At 58.1% G+C, this 17,492-nt stretch carries 19 protein-coding genes; 6 read left to right on the top strand and 13 right to left on the bottom strand.

Going from position 1 to position 17,492, the window contains the following annotated elements; genetic code table 11:
* Nucleotides 1–238 precede the first annotated feature (238 nt).
* The 13 genes from ASF29_RS14910 to dnaN form a co-directional block, all read right to left on the bottom strand.
* On the bottom strand, nt 239–1,516 hold the full coding sequence (locus ASF29_RS14910) for an imelysin family protein (protein ID WP_062451448.1): 1,278 nt from the start codon (nt 1,514–1,516) through the stop codon (nt 239–241).
* Between the two features lie 154 nt (nt 1,517–1,670).
* Nucleotides 1,671–2,960, bottom strand: a complete 1,290-nt coding sequence (locus ASF29_RS14905) for an RsmB/NOP family class I SAM-dependent RNA methyltransferase (RefSeq protein WP_062451447.1) — start codon at nt 2,958–2,960, stop codon at nt 1,671–1,673.
* A gap of 101 nt (nt 2,961–3,061) precedes the next feature.
* Nucleotides 3,062–3,430 (bottom strand): septal ring lytic transglycosylase RlpA family protein, encoded by a 369-nt coding sequence (locus ASF29_RS14900; protein ID WP_062451446.1) that lies wholly within the window; start codon nt 3,428–3,430, stop codon nt 3,062–3,064.
* Nucleotides 3,431–3,825: 395 nt separating this feature from the next.
* Nucleotides 3,826–4,704, bottom strand: a complete 879-nt coding sequence (locus ASF29_RS14895) for an SDR family oxidoreductase (protein WP_062451445.1) — start codon at nt 4,702–4,704, stop codon at nt 3,826–3,828.
* Nucleotides 4,705–5,841, bottom strand: coding sequence for a tRNA epoxyqueuosine(34) reductase QueG (gene queG, locus ASF29_RS14890; protein WP_244473568.1), 1,137 nt, complete (start codon nt 5,839–5,841; stop codon nt 4,705–4,707).
* Between the two features lie 84 nt (nt 5,842–5,925).
* Nucleotides 5,926–6,618, bottom strand: a complete 693-nt coding sequence (locus ASF29_RS14885) for a glutathione S-transferase family protein (RefSeq protein ID WP_045229994.1) — start codon at nt 6,616–6,618, stop codon at nt 5,926–5,928.
* Between the two features lie 232 nt (nt 6,619–6,850).
* Nucleotides 6,851–7,006, bottom strand: coding sequence for a hypothetical protein (locus tag ASF29_RS24705; RefSeq protein WP_164470679.1), 156 nt, complete (start codon nt 7,004–7,006; stop codon nt 6,851–6,853).
* Between the two features lie 339 nt (nt 7,007–7,345).
* Complete coding sequence (locus ASF29_RS14880; protein WP_062451443.1) at nt 7,346–8,326, bottom strand: complex I NDUFA9 subunit family protein; 981 nt, start codon at nt 8,324–8,326, stop codon at nt 7,346–7,348.
* 117 nt (nt 8,327–8,443) lie between these two features.
* Nucleotides 8,444–8,731, bottom strand: a complete 288-nt coding sequence (locus ASF29_RS14875) for a DUF1330 domain-containing protein (RefSeq protein ID WP_062451442.1) — start codon at nt 8,729–8,731, stop codon at nt 8,444–8,446.
* Between the two features lie 11 nt (nt 8,732–8,742).
* Entirely contained in the window at nt 8,743–9,435 is a 693-nt protein-coding gene (pyrF, locus tag ASF29_RS14870; RefSeq protein ID WP_062451441.1) for an orotidine-5'-phosphate decarboxylase, read from the bottom strand.
* Nucleotides 9,432–10,022, bottom strand: a complete 591-nt coding sequence (locus ASF29_RS14865; protein WP_062451440.1) for a histidine phosphatase family protein — start codon at nt 10,020–10,022, stop codon at nt 9,432–9,434. Before ASF29_RS14865 ends, pyrF begins: the two co-directional genes overlap by 4 nt.
* Before the next feature lie 15 nt (nt 10,023–10,037).
* Nucleotides 10,038–10,631 (bottom strand): phospholipid N-methyltransferase PmtA, encoded by a 594-nt coding sequence (pmtA, locus tag ASF29_RS14860; protein ID WP_062451439.1) that lies wholly within the window; start codon nt 10,629–10,631, stop codon nt 10,038–10,040.
* A gap of 187 nt (nt 10,632–10,818) precedes the next feature.
* Nucleotides 10,819–11,937: a DNA polymerase III subunit beta gene (dnaN, locus tag ASF29_RS14855; protein WP_062451438.1), complete on the bottom strand. Its 1,119-nt coding sequence runs from the start codon at nt 11,935–11,937 to the stop codon at nt 10,819–10,821.
* A 284-nt stretch (nt 11,938–12,221) separates the two neighbouring features.
* Between dnaN and rsmI the strand changes: the two genes are divergently transcribed.
* The 6 genes from rsmI (at nt 12,222) to ugpE (ending at nt 17,486) form a co-directional block, all read left to right on the top strand.
* Nucleotides 12,222–13,130: a 16S rRNA (cytidine(1402)-2'-O)-methyltransferase gene (gene rsmI, locus ASF29_RS14850; protein ID WP_244473575.1), complete on the top strand. Its 909-nt coding sequence runs from the start codon at nt 12,222–12,224 to the stop codon at nt 13,128–13,130.
* Nucleotides 13,120–13,488 carry a YraN family protein gene (locus ASF29_RS14845; RefSeq protein ID WP_062451437.1) on the top strand — a complete coding sequence of 123 codons (369 nt, stop codon included), beginning with the start codon at nt 13,120–13,122 and terminating at the stop codon, nt 13,486–13,488. Before rsmI ends, ASF29_RS14845 begins: the two co-directional genes overlap by 11 nt.
* A gap of 11 nt (nt 13,489–13,499) precedes the next feature.
* Nucleotides 13,500–14,072 carry a sugar O-acetyltransferase gene (locus ASF29_RS14840; RefSeq protein WP_062451436.1) on the top strand — a complete coding sequence of 191 codons (573 nt, stop codon included), beginning with the start codon at nt 13,500–13,502 and terminating at the stop codon, nt 14,070–14,072.
* 128 nt (nt 14,073–14,200) lie between these two features.
* Nucleotides 14,201–15,499 (top strand): extracellular solute-binding protein, encoded by a 1,299-nt coding sequence (locus ASF29_RS14835; protein WP_062451435.1) that lies wholly within the window; start codon nt 14,201–14,203, stop codon nt 15,497–15,499.
* Between the two features lie 160 nt (nt 15,500–15,659).
* On the top strand, nt 15,660–16,631 hold the full coding sequence (locus tag ASF29_RS14830) for an ABC transporter permease subunit (RefSeq protein ID WP_082453520.1): 972 nt from the start codon (nt 15,660–15,662) through the stop codon (nt 16,629–16,631).
* A gap of 12 nt (nt 16,632–16,643) precedes the next feature.
* Nucleotides 16,644–17,486 carry a sn-glycerol-3-phosphate ABC transporter permease UgpE gene (ugpE, locus tag ASF29_RS14825; RefSeq protein WP_062451434.1) on the top strand — a complete coding sequence of 281 codons (843 nt, stop codon included), beginning with the start codon at nt 16,644–16,646 and terminating at the stop codon, nt 17,484–17,486.
* Nucleotides 17,487–17,492: the final 6 nt, after the last annotated feature.

Raw genomic sequence — 17,492 nt, 5'->3', positions numbered from 1 at the left:
AGGGGGGTGAGCCAAGAGCACTGTCGTGGGTTATGGCAATACTGCCAGCTGCCAATATAAACAGAAGACAGAAAAGGCGTAGCTGCCGCAAATGTCTCATGAAACCTTACACATCGGGTTTAGGGGAACGGTCGCGCCACTGCCACGCAGTTCGTGGCCTGAATGATGGAAGTAAACCGCATTCGTCGCAAAGCAGTAGACAGGCCGCATGTCACCCACGCGGCCTGCAAAAAAGGCCTTACTTGAACACCGCGTTCGGGCTGTCCAGGCTGTCGGAACCCTCCAGCTGAATCTTGCCCAGATCGAGCGCCGCAATCACGCGTTCAATCGTCTTGGTCTGATCCAGCAGCCCGTCAATCGCCGTCTGCACAACGGCATTGCCGTCCTTGTTGCCTTCGGCAATCATCTGGTCGTAAGCCTCGACGGTCTGGCCGCGTTTTTCCATGGCATGCATGGCGTCCAGCGTCTTGTTCAGCTTGGCCTTCATTTCCGCATCCAGCGTCTTGTCGCTGGCGGCGACCAGTTCGGAAAGCGAAGGGCCGGTCAGCTTCTTGCCGTCTAACGTCGTGTACTCACCGCTATAGGCAGCGGCGATGCCGATGGCGTCGTTGAGGTGCGAGTTGTAGGTGTTGTCGGAGAAGCAATCATGTTCTTCTTCGGGATCATGCAGCAGAAGGCCGAGCTTCATGCGCTCGCCTGCCAATTCACCGTAGGACAGAGAGCCCATGCCGGTCAGAATGGCAGTCAGACCCTTCTTCGGGTCGGCTTCCACGGTCTTTGTCGCTTCGCCATCCGGTGCCCAGTTGTCGGTCATTTCCTTGAGGTCGGCCACCAGAAGCGTCGATGCCGCCTTAAGGTAATCGGCGCGGCGGTCGCAATTGCCGCCGGTGCAATTCTTGGTGTCATAGTCGGTGTAAGGACGGTTGCCCGCACCCGGTCCGGTGCCATTCAGATCCTGGCCCCACAGCAGAAACTCAATGGCGTGGTAACCGGTGGTCACATTGGCTTCCACTTCGCCCGCTTCCGCAAGGCTCTGGATCAGTTCCGGCGTGATCTTCGAGGCATCCACCTCTTCACCACCAACCTTGATCTTTTTGTTGGCGATGATGTTGGCTGTGTAAAGCTCGTTCTCGTCGCTTTCCGTGCCGTAGGAGCCATCGACATAGTCGATCAGGCCTTCATCTAGCGGCCAGGCATTGACCTTGCCTTCCCACTCATCGACGATGGGGTTGCCGAAGCGGTAGACTTCCGTCTGCTGGTAGGGAACGCGGGCCTTGATCCAGGCTTCGCGCGCAGCCTTCAGCGTGGCGTCGCTGGGGGTCGCGATCAGCGCGTCGATGGCTTTATCCAGTGTTTCCGCTGTCGTCAGCGCATCCTGATATTTCGCATGGCCCAGTTCCGCATAATGCTTGACCACGGCTGCCGGATCGGTCGCAGCGCGGACGGGAAGTGCGGTGAGGGTCACGGATGTGGCCAGAAGCGCAAGACTTGCGCCTAAAACGGTTTTGCGGAACATGATCTCTCCTTGGGCTCTCTCGTAACGAGGCCGTGAAGGCGAGTTCTGAACCAATCACAAACTTGTGTCAAACATTCTAGTTTAGAAGCTTTCCAAGCAGACTGCCGGATTTTGACATCCCTCAAATACAGCAGTCCTGTTGGCTGTAAAACGCTCAGGCATCCCGCTTCATGGCGCAGAAAAAGAAGCCGTCCGTATCGGTCGTGGCAGGCGTCAGCGTTATCGTTTCGCCGTCGGCAGAATGCGGCTTCACGGCATCGGCACCGAAGATACCCGTCCAGCGATCCAGTGCGGACCGAATGGAAAATTCCGGGTTGTCGGCGCAGAAACGGCGCACCTGACGTTCGTTTTCTTCCGGCAGAACGGAGCACGTCACGTAGAGCAACTCGCCGCCGGGACGCACGAAGGCTTTGGCCTGATCCAACGCCTGTGCCTGCTGTTCAACGCGCTCTTCCAGATTGCGCTGCGTCAACCGCCATTTTGTGTCCGGGCGACGTCTCCACGTGCCGGTGCCGGTGCAGGGTGCGTCGACCAGCACGCGGTCGAATTTGCCCGCATAACGCTCCAGCCCTTCGGCGCGGTCATGCACCTGCACATTGCGTGTGCCCGCCCGCTTCAGCCGCTCGATGATCGGTGCCAGCCGCTTGCGGTCGGCGTCGAAGGCATGCACCTGTCCCTTGTTGTTCATGGTCGCAGCCATGGCCAGCGTCTTGCCGCCGCCACCTGCACAATAATCGAGGATTTGTTCGGCTTCCTGTGCGCCAGCCAGATCGGCGACGATCTGCGATCCCTCGTCCTGCACCTCGAACCAGCCCTTCTGGAAGGACAGTTCGGCAGTGACATTGGGCAGGCGTGACGGGCCTTCGCCAGCCGCGATCCGCACACCCTGACGGGCAATGCGCGTGGCCTCGGCCTTGGCATCTTCCAAGGCCTTGATAACCTTGGTGCGGTTGGCCTTCAACGTGTTGGCACGCAGGTCCAGCGTCGGGCGCTCGTTCAGCGCCTTGGCCTGGCGTAGCCAGTCTTCCCCGAAGGTGGCCTCAAAGGAGGCCTGCACCCATTCGGGAATGTCGCCCTGCACATAGGCGGGCGCGTCGTCGAGCGAGCGGGATGTGAAGGCGGCAAGTGCAGCCTCGCTCAGCGGCTCCGGCGCAAACTTGTCGCCATCGAATTCGGCGCTCAGCTGTTCGGCGGATTTGCCCCATTGGCGCAGCATCACGGCATAACCCAGCGCGGTCGCGCTTTCGTCATCCATCAGCCATGCGTGGGAAAGTTTCATGCGCAGGGCATCGTAAACGATGTTGCCGATGGCGGCCCTGTCGCCGGAACCAGCGAAACGATGCGCCAGTCCCCAGTCCTTCAGTGCGTCGGCGACGGGGCGTCTGCGCGCCTCGATATCCGCCAACACTTCGATAGCCCCGGCCAAACGTCCGCCCAAACGCATTTTCTACCTCATTCACAATGTGTCCGGGTTGGTAGACGCGAATGGTGGCGAGGGCAAGCCTTCACCAAGAATTCCCTAAAAAACGGCTTCCAGGGAAACGGTCAGTTGGAAGCGAGGATTTCGTAGCAGACCTTGGCCGTGCCGGAGCTGACCATGCCGATGTTCTTGGCGGCTGCCTTGGAAAGATCGAGAACGCGTCCCTTGATGAACGGGCCACGGTCGTTGATGCGAACGACGACGGCCTTGCCGTTGCGTGCATTGGTGACCTTGACCTTGGTGCCGAAGCGCAAGGAGCGATGCGCCGCCGTCAGGTTGGAAGGATTCATACGCTCGCCCGAAGCAGTCTTGGAGGTCAGTGCATACCAGGATGCGCCGCCGCAGCCGGTACCGGCATTTGCCTGAAGTGGAGCGATGATGGAACAGGCGGCTATAGTTGCAGCCGCAAGAGTGATGCGTCGGATATTCGTCAAACTGTGCTTCCCTGATACTCGGCCCCGCGCCGATAAAACTTAGGCGAATTGAATTGAGGTGAGTGTAGAGCGAGCGAAAAATGGCAAAAAATGGCCAAGGCAATATCACGAACTGTTACAGACTGTAACATTCGTGATGAATTCGTAACCCCTGAATTCCCATAGCCTTCGATCAATCTGGAAAAATTTCATTTGGAATCAAGGCCAAACGAAAAATCCTCGCAGATCCGCAGCAAAGTCGGCGGGATCACGAATTCACTATGAAATAATTTTCCAAAGCATGAAATTTTTAGCCAAATTGCGCCTTAACAAAGGGTTAAAATGGCCAAAACACGATTAAAACATTCCTGAAAAGAGCCTTTGGATGGATTTTTCACCGTTGCGAATATGAACGGTTATTCATCTCGCCAAATGCCTTCATCCCACATCTGTCGCAGCGATGTGCGGTAGTCGGGGTGGGCGAAGGTGAAGCCCAGCTCCTTGAGTTTACGGTTGGAGACGCGTTTGTTCTCGCCATAGAAGGAGCGCGCCATCTCGCTTAGCTGCGCGGTCTCGAAGGATTGCTCCTCCGGTGGCTCCATATCCATCAGGTCGGCGGCAAAGGAAACGACATCCTGTGGCGGCGCGGGCTCGTCGTCGGTCACGTTGAAAATGCCGCTGGCCTCGTGTTCGATCAGAAACTGCGTGGCCGCACCGATGTCTTCGACACGAATGCGGTTGAACACCTGGTTCTTCTTCACCAGCCGCCGCGCCGTGCCTTTTTCCAGGTTGATAAGACCGTTGCGACCGGGACCGTAGATGCCTGATAGCCGCAATATGCACAGCTTGACGCCAGCCTGCCGGGACGCGGTCGTCCACGCCTCTTCCGCCTCCACCCGCTCGACAGAGCGAACCGAAACAGGGCGACAGGGGGTGTCCTCATCCACCCAGTCGCCGTCATGGTTGCCATAAACGCCAACGGTGGAGAGATAGGCGACCCACTGCAAATCCGGCATCAGGCTTCTCAAGTCGCCCTTCAACAGGCGCAGCAGCGGATCGCCGGAGGCGCTCGGCGCAATGGACTGCACCAGATGCGTGACGCTGCGCAATTCGGCACGCAAGTCTTCATTGATCGCCTCGCCGGTAAAGATGAAGGGCGCGATGGCCTGACACTGCAAAGTGGAAATCTTGTCTTCATCGCGCGTGGTACCAGAGATGCGGTCCATATCGGTCTGGAGTGCTCTGGCGATAGCCTTGCCGGAATATCCGGCCCCGAAAATCATCAGATGCGACATTTACACTCCTGCAATCAACCACTCGTTCAGCACGTCCGAATCGTCCTCGGCGGCACGGGTGCAAGCGTAGGCATTGAAGCTTGGCCTGTCCATCAATCTTGACAGCGCCCACACCGCCATGCCGCGCACCTCAGGCGATGCATCCTGCGCAAGTATTTGACATTGCGTAATGAATTTGGCGTCGCCGGAGTTTCCCGCCGCCATCAGAACGTTGCGAACGAAGCGGTTGCGACCGATCCGCTTAACCGGCGATCCGCTGAAAAAGGCGCGAAAAGCCGCGTCATCCAGCGTCAGCAGAAAGGCGATATCCGGCTCTTTCAGCTCGTTGCGCGCCTGCAATTTCATTTCGGACGCACTGGCCGCAAACTTGTTCCACGGGCACGCCGCAAGACAGTCGTCGCAGCCATAGATGCGGTTGCCGATCATCGGCCGGAATTCGTGCGGAATCGGTCCCTTGTGCTCGATGGTCAGATAGGAAATGCAGCGCCGCGCATCGAGCTTATAGGGTGCTGGAAACGCGTCGGTCGGGCAGGCATCGAGACAGGCCCGGCACGAGCCGCAATGGTCGCGCTCGGCCTCATCGAGACAGAGGTCGGCAGTGGTGAACATGCTGCCTAAAAACAGCCACGAGCCATGGCTGCGGCTGACAAGATTGGTGTGCTTGCCCTGCCAGCCAAGCCCGGCAGCCTCCGCCAGCGGTTTTTCCATCACCGGCGCGGTATCGACAAAGACCTTCACGTCTTCACCCGCGCGGGCCGCAAAGCGGGTGGCGATCTCCTTCAGCCGCCCCTTGATGACATCATGATAATCGCGGTTGCGCGCATAGACGGAAATCGCCGCCTTGTCGGGCTTGTTCAGAATGCCGCGTGGGTCCTCGTCCGGGCCATAGTTCAGGCCGAACATCACCACGGAGCGCACCTCGCTCCACAACGTCTTCGGGCTGGCCCGCCGTTCCTGCGTCTCTTCCATCCAGCCCATCGTGCCGTGGAAGCCATTGCCGATGAATTCTCGCAGGCGTTCCGGCGCAAGCGGAATACTGTCAGGGGAGGTGATACGACAGAGATCGAAGCCAAGCGAGGCCGCTTCCGCGCGAACGAAATCCGTCAGCTTGGCGGCGCGAACCTGTTGCTTCTGCAATGCCGTATCGATGGCGTGTCTCCTGATGCGAACGGCAGAAAGCCTGCCATTAGCATCATTATATATAAAGCCAATGTCTCAGGCTTAAAAATCAAGATCCGCATAATGGGAGGAGGGCGCAAGGCGCGGCACGCGCTCTGCCAGAAGCGGACGGAAGGAGGGGCGCGATTTGACGCGCTGGTACCATTCCTTGGCAATTGGCGCTTCCAGCCAGTTGATCTCGCCGAGATAGTCGAGAATGGAAACCGATGCACCGGCGGCCAGATCGGCATAGCTCAACCGGTCGCCTGCAAGCCACGTGCGCGAGCCTGCCAGCCACTCCAGATATTTCATATGCTGATGAACGTTGGAACGGGCCGTGCGCAGCAGCTTGCTGTCTGGTGGGCCGCCGCCCTGGGCCGTCGACATTTGCAGCTTGTAGGCACGTTCGCGCACCAGAGGCCGCGTCACGTCGGTCTCCATCTTCTGCAGAAACCACTCCGTCAACCGGCGGATTTCAGCGCGCTGGAACGGGTCTTCCGCCAGAAGCCGCCTGTCGCGTTTCAGCACACCATGGGTCTCGTCCAGAAACTCAGCCAGAACATAGGGTCCACAGAGAGAGCGCATATTGTCATCGAGATAGACCGGCAACGTGCCGGCGGGATTGAGTGCCAGAAACTCGCGCCGTTTTTCCCAGGGCTGCTCTTCGACCAGATCCGCCTGAAAACCATATTCGGTCAGGATCAGCCGAACGAATCGGGAAGCCGTCGACATGGGAGAATGAAAAAGGGTTGGCATAGGCACTCAAATTTTTGATGAAAGGAAAGGTTGTCTTCATCGCCAGAGGGCGGACAAGGTATGGCCTGTGCAGAAACTATAAGTTCAGCTTTTTTAAGACAAGTTTAACATGGGCGCGTTTGCCACGTCACTTTCATGCTGAAAACCCGCCTTTACCATGAAAAAAAGCGCCTTCGATGGACCCGATGGCGCTTTTTTGAAATCAGAACACAAGCGCTCTGCTTGAAATCGATCAGTTTGCCGAGATCGAACTCGTTGCGCATGGATCGACGCCATAGGCTGGCGAACAACCGGTCTTGCCAGCTGCAACCGTGCCCGGCGCCATGAACGAACCTGCCAGAACAACCAACGCCGCACACGCAAAAAAGAGTGCGATAGACTTGCCCATTTTATATTTGCCTTTCAGACGATGACCGCAACGACCCAAGCCGTCGCACGATGATTTTTAGGTTCTGGATTGTGTGTAGGATGTGGCGTTTAGCAATAAAGGACCTTGCTGAACACCGGGTTAATGCGAACTCTTGTCCACAGTTGCCCTTGTGCCACGCTTGCGACGATGATCTGCTGTTTTCATGATGTGCCCCCACATACAAACGAAAAGGCAGCGAACTTGATCGCTGCCCGTTGGGTGCATAACTCACGAGTTTGAATTTGGTTGCACGCCTAATTCAAAAGCATTTCACGAAAAAGCGGATGCCGCTTTTCCGCACGGAAAGACGATAAAAGCTCAAGCAGCCTTGCCCGCATTGCTGAATTGTCCGTGCGTACGGTAGCTCACCATATAGGATGGCAGAACGGATGCGACGCGTACCGGCGTGATGCCCAGACCATCGAGCGTCAACCCGGAATTTGCCGCTTCTGAAGACACGACATTGTCGTTTCGCAGCATGGTGACTTGATCGGATGTCAAAGGCGGTGTGATCAGCGGCACCATCGAGGCAATCTTGCCCATCATCGAGGCAATACCAAACGGCAGGTTGACCAGCGGGCGCTGACGATAGGTGGCAGCCAGAACCGCCTCGAGACAGTCACGGAACGTCATGACGTCCTGACCGCCCAGTTCATACGTCGCACCCGGTTTCAACGCGCCATCGACGCTGCGGGCAACGACTTCAGCCACGTCTTCCACGTAAACCGGCTGGAATTTGGTGTGGCCGCCGCCGATCAGCGGCAGGAACGGCAGACGCTGTGCCATACCCGCAAACTTGTTGAAGAAATCGTCTTCCGGTCCGAAAACGATCGAAGGGCGCAGAATGATGGCATCCGGCAAAACGGAGCGGATGGCAGCTTCGGCGCGGCCCTTGGTGCGGGCGTAGCCGACAGACGAGTTTGCGTCGGCACCGATGGCGGAAATATGCGTCAGCGTCGCACCGGCATTCTTGGCGGCTTCCGCCACGGCACGTGCACCGAATTCCTGTACGGCGTCGAATGTGTTGCGACCGCTTTCGAACAGAATGCCAACACAGTTGACCACATGGTCCGCACCTTCAACGGCCTTGTTGACGGAATCCTTATAGCGCAGGTTGGCCTGCGCAAAGGAGATTTGCCCGACATTACCCAGCGGCTGCAAGAAGCCCGCCAGATCAGGGCGACGAACGGCGACGCGAATGCGGTAACCGCGCTTTGCAAGGAACCGCACCACATGCCGTCCGACGAAGCCCGAACCGCCAAAAACGGTGACGAGAGGGGGGAGGTTGGCCAATGGCATGGGAGGCTCCTGCGAAGCGTTGAATATAGCGTTTCCGTCTCTTAGCTCAAAGCCGGGACAACGGGAAGAGAGAACAGCATCCGCTCTAAACCAGAATGAACGGATGCTTGACGATGATCAAACGCCGTCCATGATCATTAGTTCGGTATCGGCCACTTCCTTGCGGATTTTCAGTGCCTGTTGGTATTCTTCCGAATTGTAGCAGTCGAGTGCATGCTGCATCGATGGAAATTCGATGACGACATTGCGCGCCCGGCCCTTGCCTTCGAGCTGCGTCACGGAACCGCCACGCGCCAGAAAATTTGCACCGTAGCGTTCGAAGGCCGGTTTTGCGGTGGAGATATAGTCCTTGTAACGCTCGGCATCGCGCACATCCACCTGTGCAATCCAGTAACCCTTGGCCATGATATCTCCTCTCAGATTGCCTTTGACATTTCATCCAGAATGGCGCGCGCAGCAGCCTTTGGATCCGCCGCCTTGACGACGGGGCGGCCCACGACCAGATGACTGGAGCCTGCCTTGATCGCATCGAACGGGGTAACCACCCGTTTCTGGTCGCCCGCATCGCCGCCGGTGGGGCGAATGCCGGGGGTCACGACCGCCATGTCCGCGCCAACGATTTCACGCACGGCGGCGGATTCTTCCGCAGAGCAGACGATGCCGCCCATGCCCGCATCCCGCGCTTGAGCTGCCCGTTTCAGCACCAGCGAGCGTGCGTCGCCCTGATATCCGGCCTCCACCAGATCGGCATCATCCATGGAAGTCAGCACCGTCACGCCCAGCAGGCAAAGCCCAGAGCCTTCCGCCGCCTTCACTGCCGCCCGCATCGCCTTGGGGTAGGCGTGCAGCGTCAGCATGGTCATGCCCATTTTGGCAATGTTTTCCACGCCGGACGCCACCGTGTTGTCAATGTCGAGAAGCTTCATGTCGAGGAAGATTTTCTTGCCGCTTGCGGCCAGTTCTCTGGCGAACTCAAGCCCACCGGCAAAGGCCAGTTGATGGCCGATCTTGTAGAAAAGAACATCGTCGCCCAATGCGTTGACGATGTTTTCGGCCTCAGCCACGGTTGGAAGATCAAGCCCGACGATCAGGCGCTCGCGTGCGGTCATTTCATCATCCCCTGCCAAGTTTCCATTGCCGTCCAGTCGCATGTGAGGCTGCGGTCTGCAAGAGTAAAACAGAAGATATTACCACCGCCGACGGGCTGGTCGCCGCGGCGGCTGATGACGTCATGCGCAAGGTGTGATTTCAGCAGCGTCCCGACCGCGCCGTGGCCGGTAAAGGCAATGGGTTCCGCCGGATCGTGGCTGGCGAGAACGGCCTCGATGGCACCGACGATCCGCCTTTGCGCATCCACTGCCGTCTCCCAACCCTTGTAGCTTGCCTGCGGGTGGGCAAAGAAGCAGTCTGCGGCGCGTTCGAACTCATCGGGCGGAAGAAATCCGGTGGCACTCCGGTCATTCTCGTGCATGTCGGCAGCGGTCTCGACCTCGACACCAGCGGCGCGCGCCAAAATCCGTGCCGTTTCAACGGCCTTTTTCTCGCTGCTGGAAACGATGCGCCGCAATGCCTTGGCCCAGGGAAAGGCGGCAGCCCTGCGAACGCGCTGCGCACCGATGTCGGAAAGAGACCAGTCGGGAACCGACACATTGGCCTCGATCCGAACCTGCGGATGGGTGATGTAAAGCGCGTACATGCGCGAAAGACTAGCTCAGGCGCGGGTATAGGTCCACAGTTGGGCCGGTGGAATGTTGCGCACCACAAAGTCGAAATGGCGGATGTGGTAAAGGTGCGGCTGGGCAACGATAGGCGATACCGGACCGTAGGAAATCTGAATGACCGGGCGGCCATGCGGAACGCGCTTCAATAACTCGTCCAGCAAGTTGATACGCGCTGCCATCGGGAAATTCAGCATCGGCACGGCGGAGATGACGCAATCGAACATCTGGTCCTTCTGCGCACCCAGCGTCTTGTCCAGATCGAAGGCGTCGCCATTGATGAAGTTGACGCCGGGATAGCTACGCAGAAGCTGCTGGTAGAAATCAGTCGAATATTCGATGGCTGTAATGTTTTCCGGCTTCACGCCGCGTCCGAGAATAGCCTTGGTTATGCAGCCTGTGCCCGGTCCCAGTTCCAGCACGGGAAGGCCCGATTGCGGGGTGATGACACTCGCCATGCGCCGCGCGGTCACGCCAGAGGTCGGAACGATGGCGCCCACCTTCTTCGGCTGGTTCACCATTCCCTTGAAGAAACGGATTTCCTCTTCGAATTTTCTGCCGAAGCGCTCTTTCAGGCTCAGTCCCATCCGCGTCCCCTCTGTTCACGTCGAAACAACATTTGTTGAAACTATGGCGATATGTTGTTTCGCTTCGTCGTAAAGACAATGAAAAATGTCGCAACTGGAAAATCTTAACAAACTATAAAAAATCTGCAAACAAAAATGCCGGTGAGGGTGTCACCGGCATTCTGCATTTTTCTAAGATGGGAGCGTCCTAAACGCGCATCGGCATCAGCACGTAAAGCGCGTCGTCGCCTGCCGTGTCGCGCACCAGTGTCGGAGACCCGGCATCGGCCAGAAGAAAGATCGCGTCTTCTCCGGAAAGCTGCGCGGTGATATCCAGCAGGTACTTGGCATTGAAGCCGATTTCCATGCCGTCATGCTCGTAGCCCACGGCCACTTCTTCCGTCGCACTGCCCGAATCCGGGTTGTTGACGGTCAGCGTCAGTTGTCCTTCTGTAATCGCAAGCTTAACCGCACGGCCACGCTCGGACGAAATCGTCGAAACGCGGTCAACCGCCTTGGCGAAGGACTGGCAATCGACGCGCATTTCCTTGTCGTTGCCAGTCGGGATCACGCGCTGGTAATCCGGGAACGTTCCGTCGATCAGCTTGGAGGTCATGACGATGTCGCCGATGGTCATGCGGATCTTGGCGTCGGAGACCTCAACGGTCACTTCCAGCTCGGGATTGTCGACCAGCTTCTGCAATTCGCCAACGGTCTTGCGCGGAATGATGATGCCCGGCATGCCTTCCGAACCCGAGGGCGCCTTCACATCGGCGCGCGCCAAACGGTGACCGTCGGTTGCTACGGCGCGCAGCTTAAGGTCATTGTCGCTTTCGATGGTGTGGAAGAAAATGCCGTTGAGGTAATAACGCGTCTCTTCGGTCGAGATCGCAAACTGCGTGCGGTCGATCAGCATCTTCAGATCGGCTGCCTTCAGCTTGAAGCTGTGGCTGAACGTGCCCGCCGTCAGGTCGGGAAAGTCGGTTTCCGGCAGGCACTGCAACGAGAACTTCGAACGACCGGAGGCAACCGTCATGCTCGAACCGTCAGGGTTGGTCGCCAGAAGCACTTCCGAGCCGTCGGGCAGCTTGCGCACGATTTCATAGAGCAGATGCGCAGGCACGGTGGTGGAGCCCGCCTGTTCCACCATGGCCGGTGTGGCCTCGGTGATCTCGAGATCGAGGTCGGTCGCCTTCATGTCGAGCTTGGCGTCGGATGCGCGCAGCAGCACGTTGGAGAGAATAGGGATCGTGTTGCGCCGTTCCACCACGCGATGAACGTGGTTCAGCGATTTCAGAAGGTTCGACCGCTCGAGAGTAATACGCATGGACACTACCGCTTTCAACCGTTGCGAACCGTATCATTCGGCTCGCCAAGATAGTCTTGTCCGGCTGGGAGCCGGATAATGTGGACGGGCAAAATGGCAGAGTTATCGAGGAAAATGCAAGAGGCCATACCACTTCATTCCCGTATTTCCACGCAATACAACACGGTCCACAGCCCGGCATGCCAGAACTGCCCTTGTTCACGGGCGTCGTCTTGCCCATAAAGGCTTGGCATAGACATGACGGGAATGAAGCAGTGACAGATGAAGCACCTGTTGGTGAGAACGTGGAAGGCCCTGATGGCAACGGGCGGGGCTTCAAGGTTGGCGGCCATACCATACCGGCCCGGCCGATAGAGGTAGCGCTCTATCTGGTGGCGACCCCCATCGGCAATCTGGGCGATATCACCGTGCGGGCGCTGGAAACGCTGGCGTCAGCCGATGTGCTGGCCTGCGAGGACACGCGCGTCACCCGCATTTTGCTCGACCGTTACGGCATCCGCAACCGGCCCTATTCCTATCACGAACACAATGCCGAAGAGGCTGGCCCCAAGCTCATCGCCGCACTCGACGCCGGAAAATCCGTGGCGCTGGTATCGGATGCAGGAACGCCGCTGGTGTCGGACCCCGGCTATCGCCTGGGCCAGATGGCGCTGGACGCAGGCCACCGCGTCGTCCCCATCCCCGGTGCGTCTGCACCGCTTGCAGCCCTTGTCGGCTCGGGCATGCCGAGCGATGCCTTCATGTTTGCAGGCTTCCTGCCCGTCAAGGACAAGGGCAAGCGCGACCGCTTCTCGGACCTGTCGAAGATCCCGGCCACCATGATGTTCTTCGAATCCCCGCACCGCATCTGCGCCACAATCAAGGTTGCCTGCGAAGTGCTTGGCCCGAACCGCCGCGCCGTCGTGTGCCGGGAACTCACCAAGACCTTCGAGGAATTTCGTCGCGGCACGCTGGGTGAACTCACGGAATTCTACAATGAAGACCGCATCGTCAAAGGCGAGATCGTGCTCCTCATCGAGCCACCTTCCTATGATGAAATTCCCGATATGGAAGATGTCGAAAAGCTGTTGAAGGACCTCGTTTCCACCATGTCCGCCGCCAAGGCGGCAGGGGAGGCGGCAAAGCTCACCGGCCTGCCGCGCAAGGAACTCTACCAGCGCTTGCTGGACATGAAGGGCAGCGATGGCGGCTGAGGGGCGAACGGGGCAAAGACGCAAGGCCGAACGGCGCGGCCATGCAGCGGAATACTGGGCAGCCCTTTATCTTATGCTTAAGGGCTACCGCATTCTCGCTCTGCGCCACCGCACGCCGCTTGGCGAGATCGACCTCATCGCCCGCAAAAACAATGTCATCGCTTTCGTTGAGGTCAAGGCGCGGGCAACTGCAACAGGTGCGGTCGACGCCGTCAGCCACGCATCGCAACATCGCATCCGCGCCGCCGCAGACCTCTGGCTGTCGCGCCGTAAGGATGCCGCGCTCCTCTCATCGCGCTTCGATATCGTCGCGGTCCTGCCGCGCCGCATTCCCAAACATTTCATTGATGCCTTCTGAAAGGGTAGCTGATGCGCAGCGAGCGGGAGAAGATGGCTGCTGGAGACTGGTATTGCTGTCTCGACGATGAACTCGATGCTCTGCGCGCCACCGCGCGACGCGCTGTCCACCAGCATGCCACCATGCCGCCGGATACCCGCGCAGCCATGGCACCGCTGTTGCGCTCCCTTTTCGCTTCGGTGGCGGAAGGCGTCTTCATCGAAGCGCCATTCCATTGCAGCTACGGCTTCAACATCAGGCTGGGCAAAAACGTTTACCTCAACGCAGGCTGCGTCATTCTGGATTCCGCTCCCGTCGACATCGGCGATGGCGTGATGCTCGGCCCCGGCGTGCAGATCTACTGCGCCGATCATCACAGAGATCCGCCGCTCCGCGCAGAAGGTATCGAGATCGCAAAGCCGGTCACCATCGGTGCCAACGCCTGGATCGGCGGTGGTGCCATCATCCTGCCCGGCATCACCATTGGACCCGGCGCGATCGTCGGCGCAGGTTCTGTCGTGACGAAGGACGTGGCACCCGGCCATACTGTTGCTGGAAACCCGGCGCGACAGGTCGGTCGCAAGCGCTCGGATACTCCCGGTTGAGTCGATCCGGGGCGGGACGATTGATCAGCTTGTACCGTAACAAATCTGCCATAAAACTGTAAAAGGCCCGTCATCGAAGGAGCCTATTCGCATCCTCACCCAAACAAGGGCGGTAAAGGATCGAAACCATGATCAAGAAGTTTTCCATGGCTGCAATGGCCATCACATTTTCGGCGACATCGTCCATGGCGGCAACCAACATTACGTGGTGGCACGGCATGGGCGGTCGCAACGGTGAAGTCATCAATGAAGTTTCGCAGAAGTTCAACGCCGCGCAGACCAATTGCGCGCTGACTCCTGTGTCCAAGGGCACCTATGAAGAAGCGCTGGCCAGCGGCATCGCTGCCTTCCGTTCCGGCGAACAGCCCAACATCCTTCAGGTCTTCGATGCCGGTGCCGCCACCATCATCAATGCCAAAGGCGCTGTCATTCCTGCCGAAGACATCATCACCAAGGCCGGTTACAAGTTCGACCGCGAAGCCTTCATTCCCGGTGTGCGCAGCTTCTTCGCTGCCGCTGACGGTAAGTTCGTCGGCATGCCGTTCAACTCTTCCGCGCCCATCATGTACTACAACACCGAAGCCCTGAAAAAGGCCGGTGTCGAAGCACCGAAGACCTGGGAAGAATTTGAAGCCGCTGCACCGAAGCTGAAGGAAGCCGGTTTCATCCCGCTCGTTCAGGCCCAGCTGACATGGCAGTTCACTGAGAACTTCTTCTCGCGCAACAACATTCAGTTCGCCACCAACAACAATGGTTACGACAGCGTTGTCGACACCAAGTTGAAGGTCACCGACCCGAACCTCGTCATGATGTTCGAAAAGCTGAAGTCCTGGAAGGATCAGGGCTACTTCGCCTATTACGGCGCAGGCTGGAACGATAACCAGAAGCCATTCGAAGAAAACAAGGTTGCTCTGTGGATCGGTTCGTCCGGCTCCTTCGGCGGCCTGCAGAAGACGGCACAGATGCCGTTCTCGGCAACGTTCCTTCCTTACTGGGGCTCCATCAAGGGCGCTGGCACCAACTCCTTCATCGGCGGCGCTGCCCTGTTTGCCATGTCCGGCAAGTCGGAAGCCGAAAACAAGTGCGTTGCGGACTTCTTCCAGTTCCTGACATCGCCTGAAATCCAGAAGTTCTACCATGAGGCCACCGGCTACGTCGCCATCACCAAGGCCGCATACGAGCTGACCAAGAAGGAAGGCTATTACGAAAAGCAGCCGGTTGCCGAAGTCGGCATCAAGCAGCTTTCCCTTCCAGGCGGCGAATGGTCCAAGGGCTACCGCCTCGGCTTCTACCCGCAGATCCGCGCCATCATGGAACGTGAATACGGCCGCATCTTCTCCGGCGAAGTTCAGCCAAAGGAAGCCTTCGAGATCATCGAAAAAGAAGGCAACGACCTTCTGGCCCGTTTTGCCAAGACCGCTGGCTGATTGAACGACTTGTGAAAATAGATGGGCCTCCCTTCCTGATGAGGGGAGGTTCGTTGGTTGTCAGCATGGCTTGCCCCACACTCGGACGTCATCCTCGGGCTTGTCCCGAGGATGACGTCGAATAAGGATGTGAAGCCCCAACCCAAAAAGGTTTGCGCGCGTGGCCTATACCTCGTCCCAGCCGGGTCTCGTCCGGCCCATTCCCGGCGTCGCCACCAAGGCGAAGAAGCCTGTCGCGATAGCGGAGCCCGCCAAACGGGTGCAGTTTTCGTCGTCCGCGCTTCCCTATCTCTTGATCGCGCCGCAGCTCATCGTCATTTTCGTCTTCTTCTACTGGCCGTCTGTGCAGGCGGTGCAGTCTTCCTTCTATATCGAAGACCCCTTCGGCTTCGGCTCCACCTTCGTCGGACTTGCCAATTACACCGACGTCCTGTTCAGCGCCGAATATCTCAACATCGCCAAGTTCACGGTGCTGTTCACCACGCTGGTAACGGTGTTTTCGCTCGCACTCGGCCTGTTGCTGGCGGTCAAGGCGGATGCAATTATCAGGGGCAGCGCCGCCTATAAGACCATATTGATTTCAGTCTATGCCATCGCGCCGCCGGTGGCCGGCCTTATCGGCATGATGTTTTTCGATCAGCACATCGGCTCCTTCGTCAAGATGGCCGCCTTCTTCGGCTGGCACATGCAGGTCGGCGTCAATTACTTCGATACCGCCTTTGCCATGATCTTCGTCTCGGTGTGGAAGCAGATCCCCTACAATTTCATCTTCTTCCTGTCGGGCCTGCAAAGCGTGCCCGTTTCGGTGCGCGAAGCCGCCTTCATCGATTGCCGCTCCGGTTTTCGCCGGTTCTGGACGGTCATCATGCCGCTGCTGGCACCCACCGCCTTCTTCCTGCTGATCATCAACATCACCTATGCGCTGTTCGATACCTTTGCGGTGATCGACGTCATGGTGAAGGACAAGGCCGCCAACAATCCGATTACCCTTGTCTACAAGGTCTATCTCGATGGTTTCCGCGGCAATGATATCGGCGGTTCATCGGCACAATCGGTCATTCTCATGCTCGTTGTCTTCGTGCTGACGGTCATCCAGTTCCGTTTCCTCGAAAAACGCATCCATTACGGTTGAGGGATATCCGACATGTACAAGACGAAACCCCTCGATCACCTGATCCTCATCATCGGCTCGCTGTTTCTCATCATGCCGGTCCTCGTCGCTTTCATGACCTCGACCCACACGGCAGCCCAGATTCATATGAACGGCCTGACCCTTATGCCGGGCGATAATTTCATCGGCACCTATGAGAAGGTCCTGACCCAGAAGGGCGGGTTCACCGGTCAGGTGACCGGGTTGAACATGGTCATCAACTCGCTGATCCTCGGCGTCGGCTTTGCCGTCGGCAAGATCGTGCTGTCCATGCTGGCGGCCTATGCCATCGTCTATTTCCGCTTTCGGTTTGCGACATTCGCCTTCTGGATCATCTTTACCACGCTGCTTTTGCCGCTCGAAGTGCGCATCATGCCGTCCTACGAGGTCATGAGCAAACTGGGACTGTTGAACTCCTATACCGGCCTCATCGTGCCGCTTCTGGCGTCTGCCACCGGCACATTCTACTTCCGCCAGTTCTTCAAATCCGTGCCGGATGAAATTTTGGAAGCAGCCCGGATCGACGGCGCAGGCCCCGTCAAGTTCTTCATCGATATTCTGCTGCCCCTGTCGCGCACCATGATGGCCGCCATCTTCATCATCATGTTCGTCTATGGCTGGAACCAGTATCTCTGGCCCATGCTGATGACCAATGATGAAAGCTTCTTCACCATCATGCGCGGCATCAAATCGATCCTGCAAGTCTGGGTCGGTGCACAAATTCCCGATTACAACGAAGCCTTCGCGCTCGCCGTTCTGGCCATGCTGCCGCCCGTTCTGATGGTCGTGATCTTCCAGAGCTGGTTCATCAAGGGCCTCACCGAAAGCGATAAATAAGGAAAA

The organism is Rhizobium sp. Leaf262 (genome assembly GCF_001422245.1).
GTDB lineage: Bacteria > Pseudomonadota > Alphaproteobacteria > Rhizobiales > Rhizobiaceae > Agrobacterium.
The sequence above is the reverse complement of the archived record's forward strand: the minus strand, read 5'-3'. Positions and strand labels throughout refer to the sequence as shown.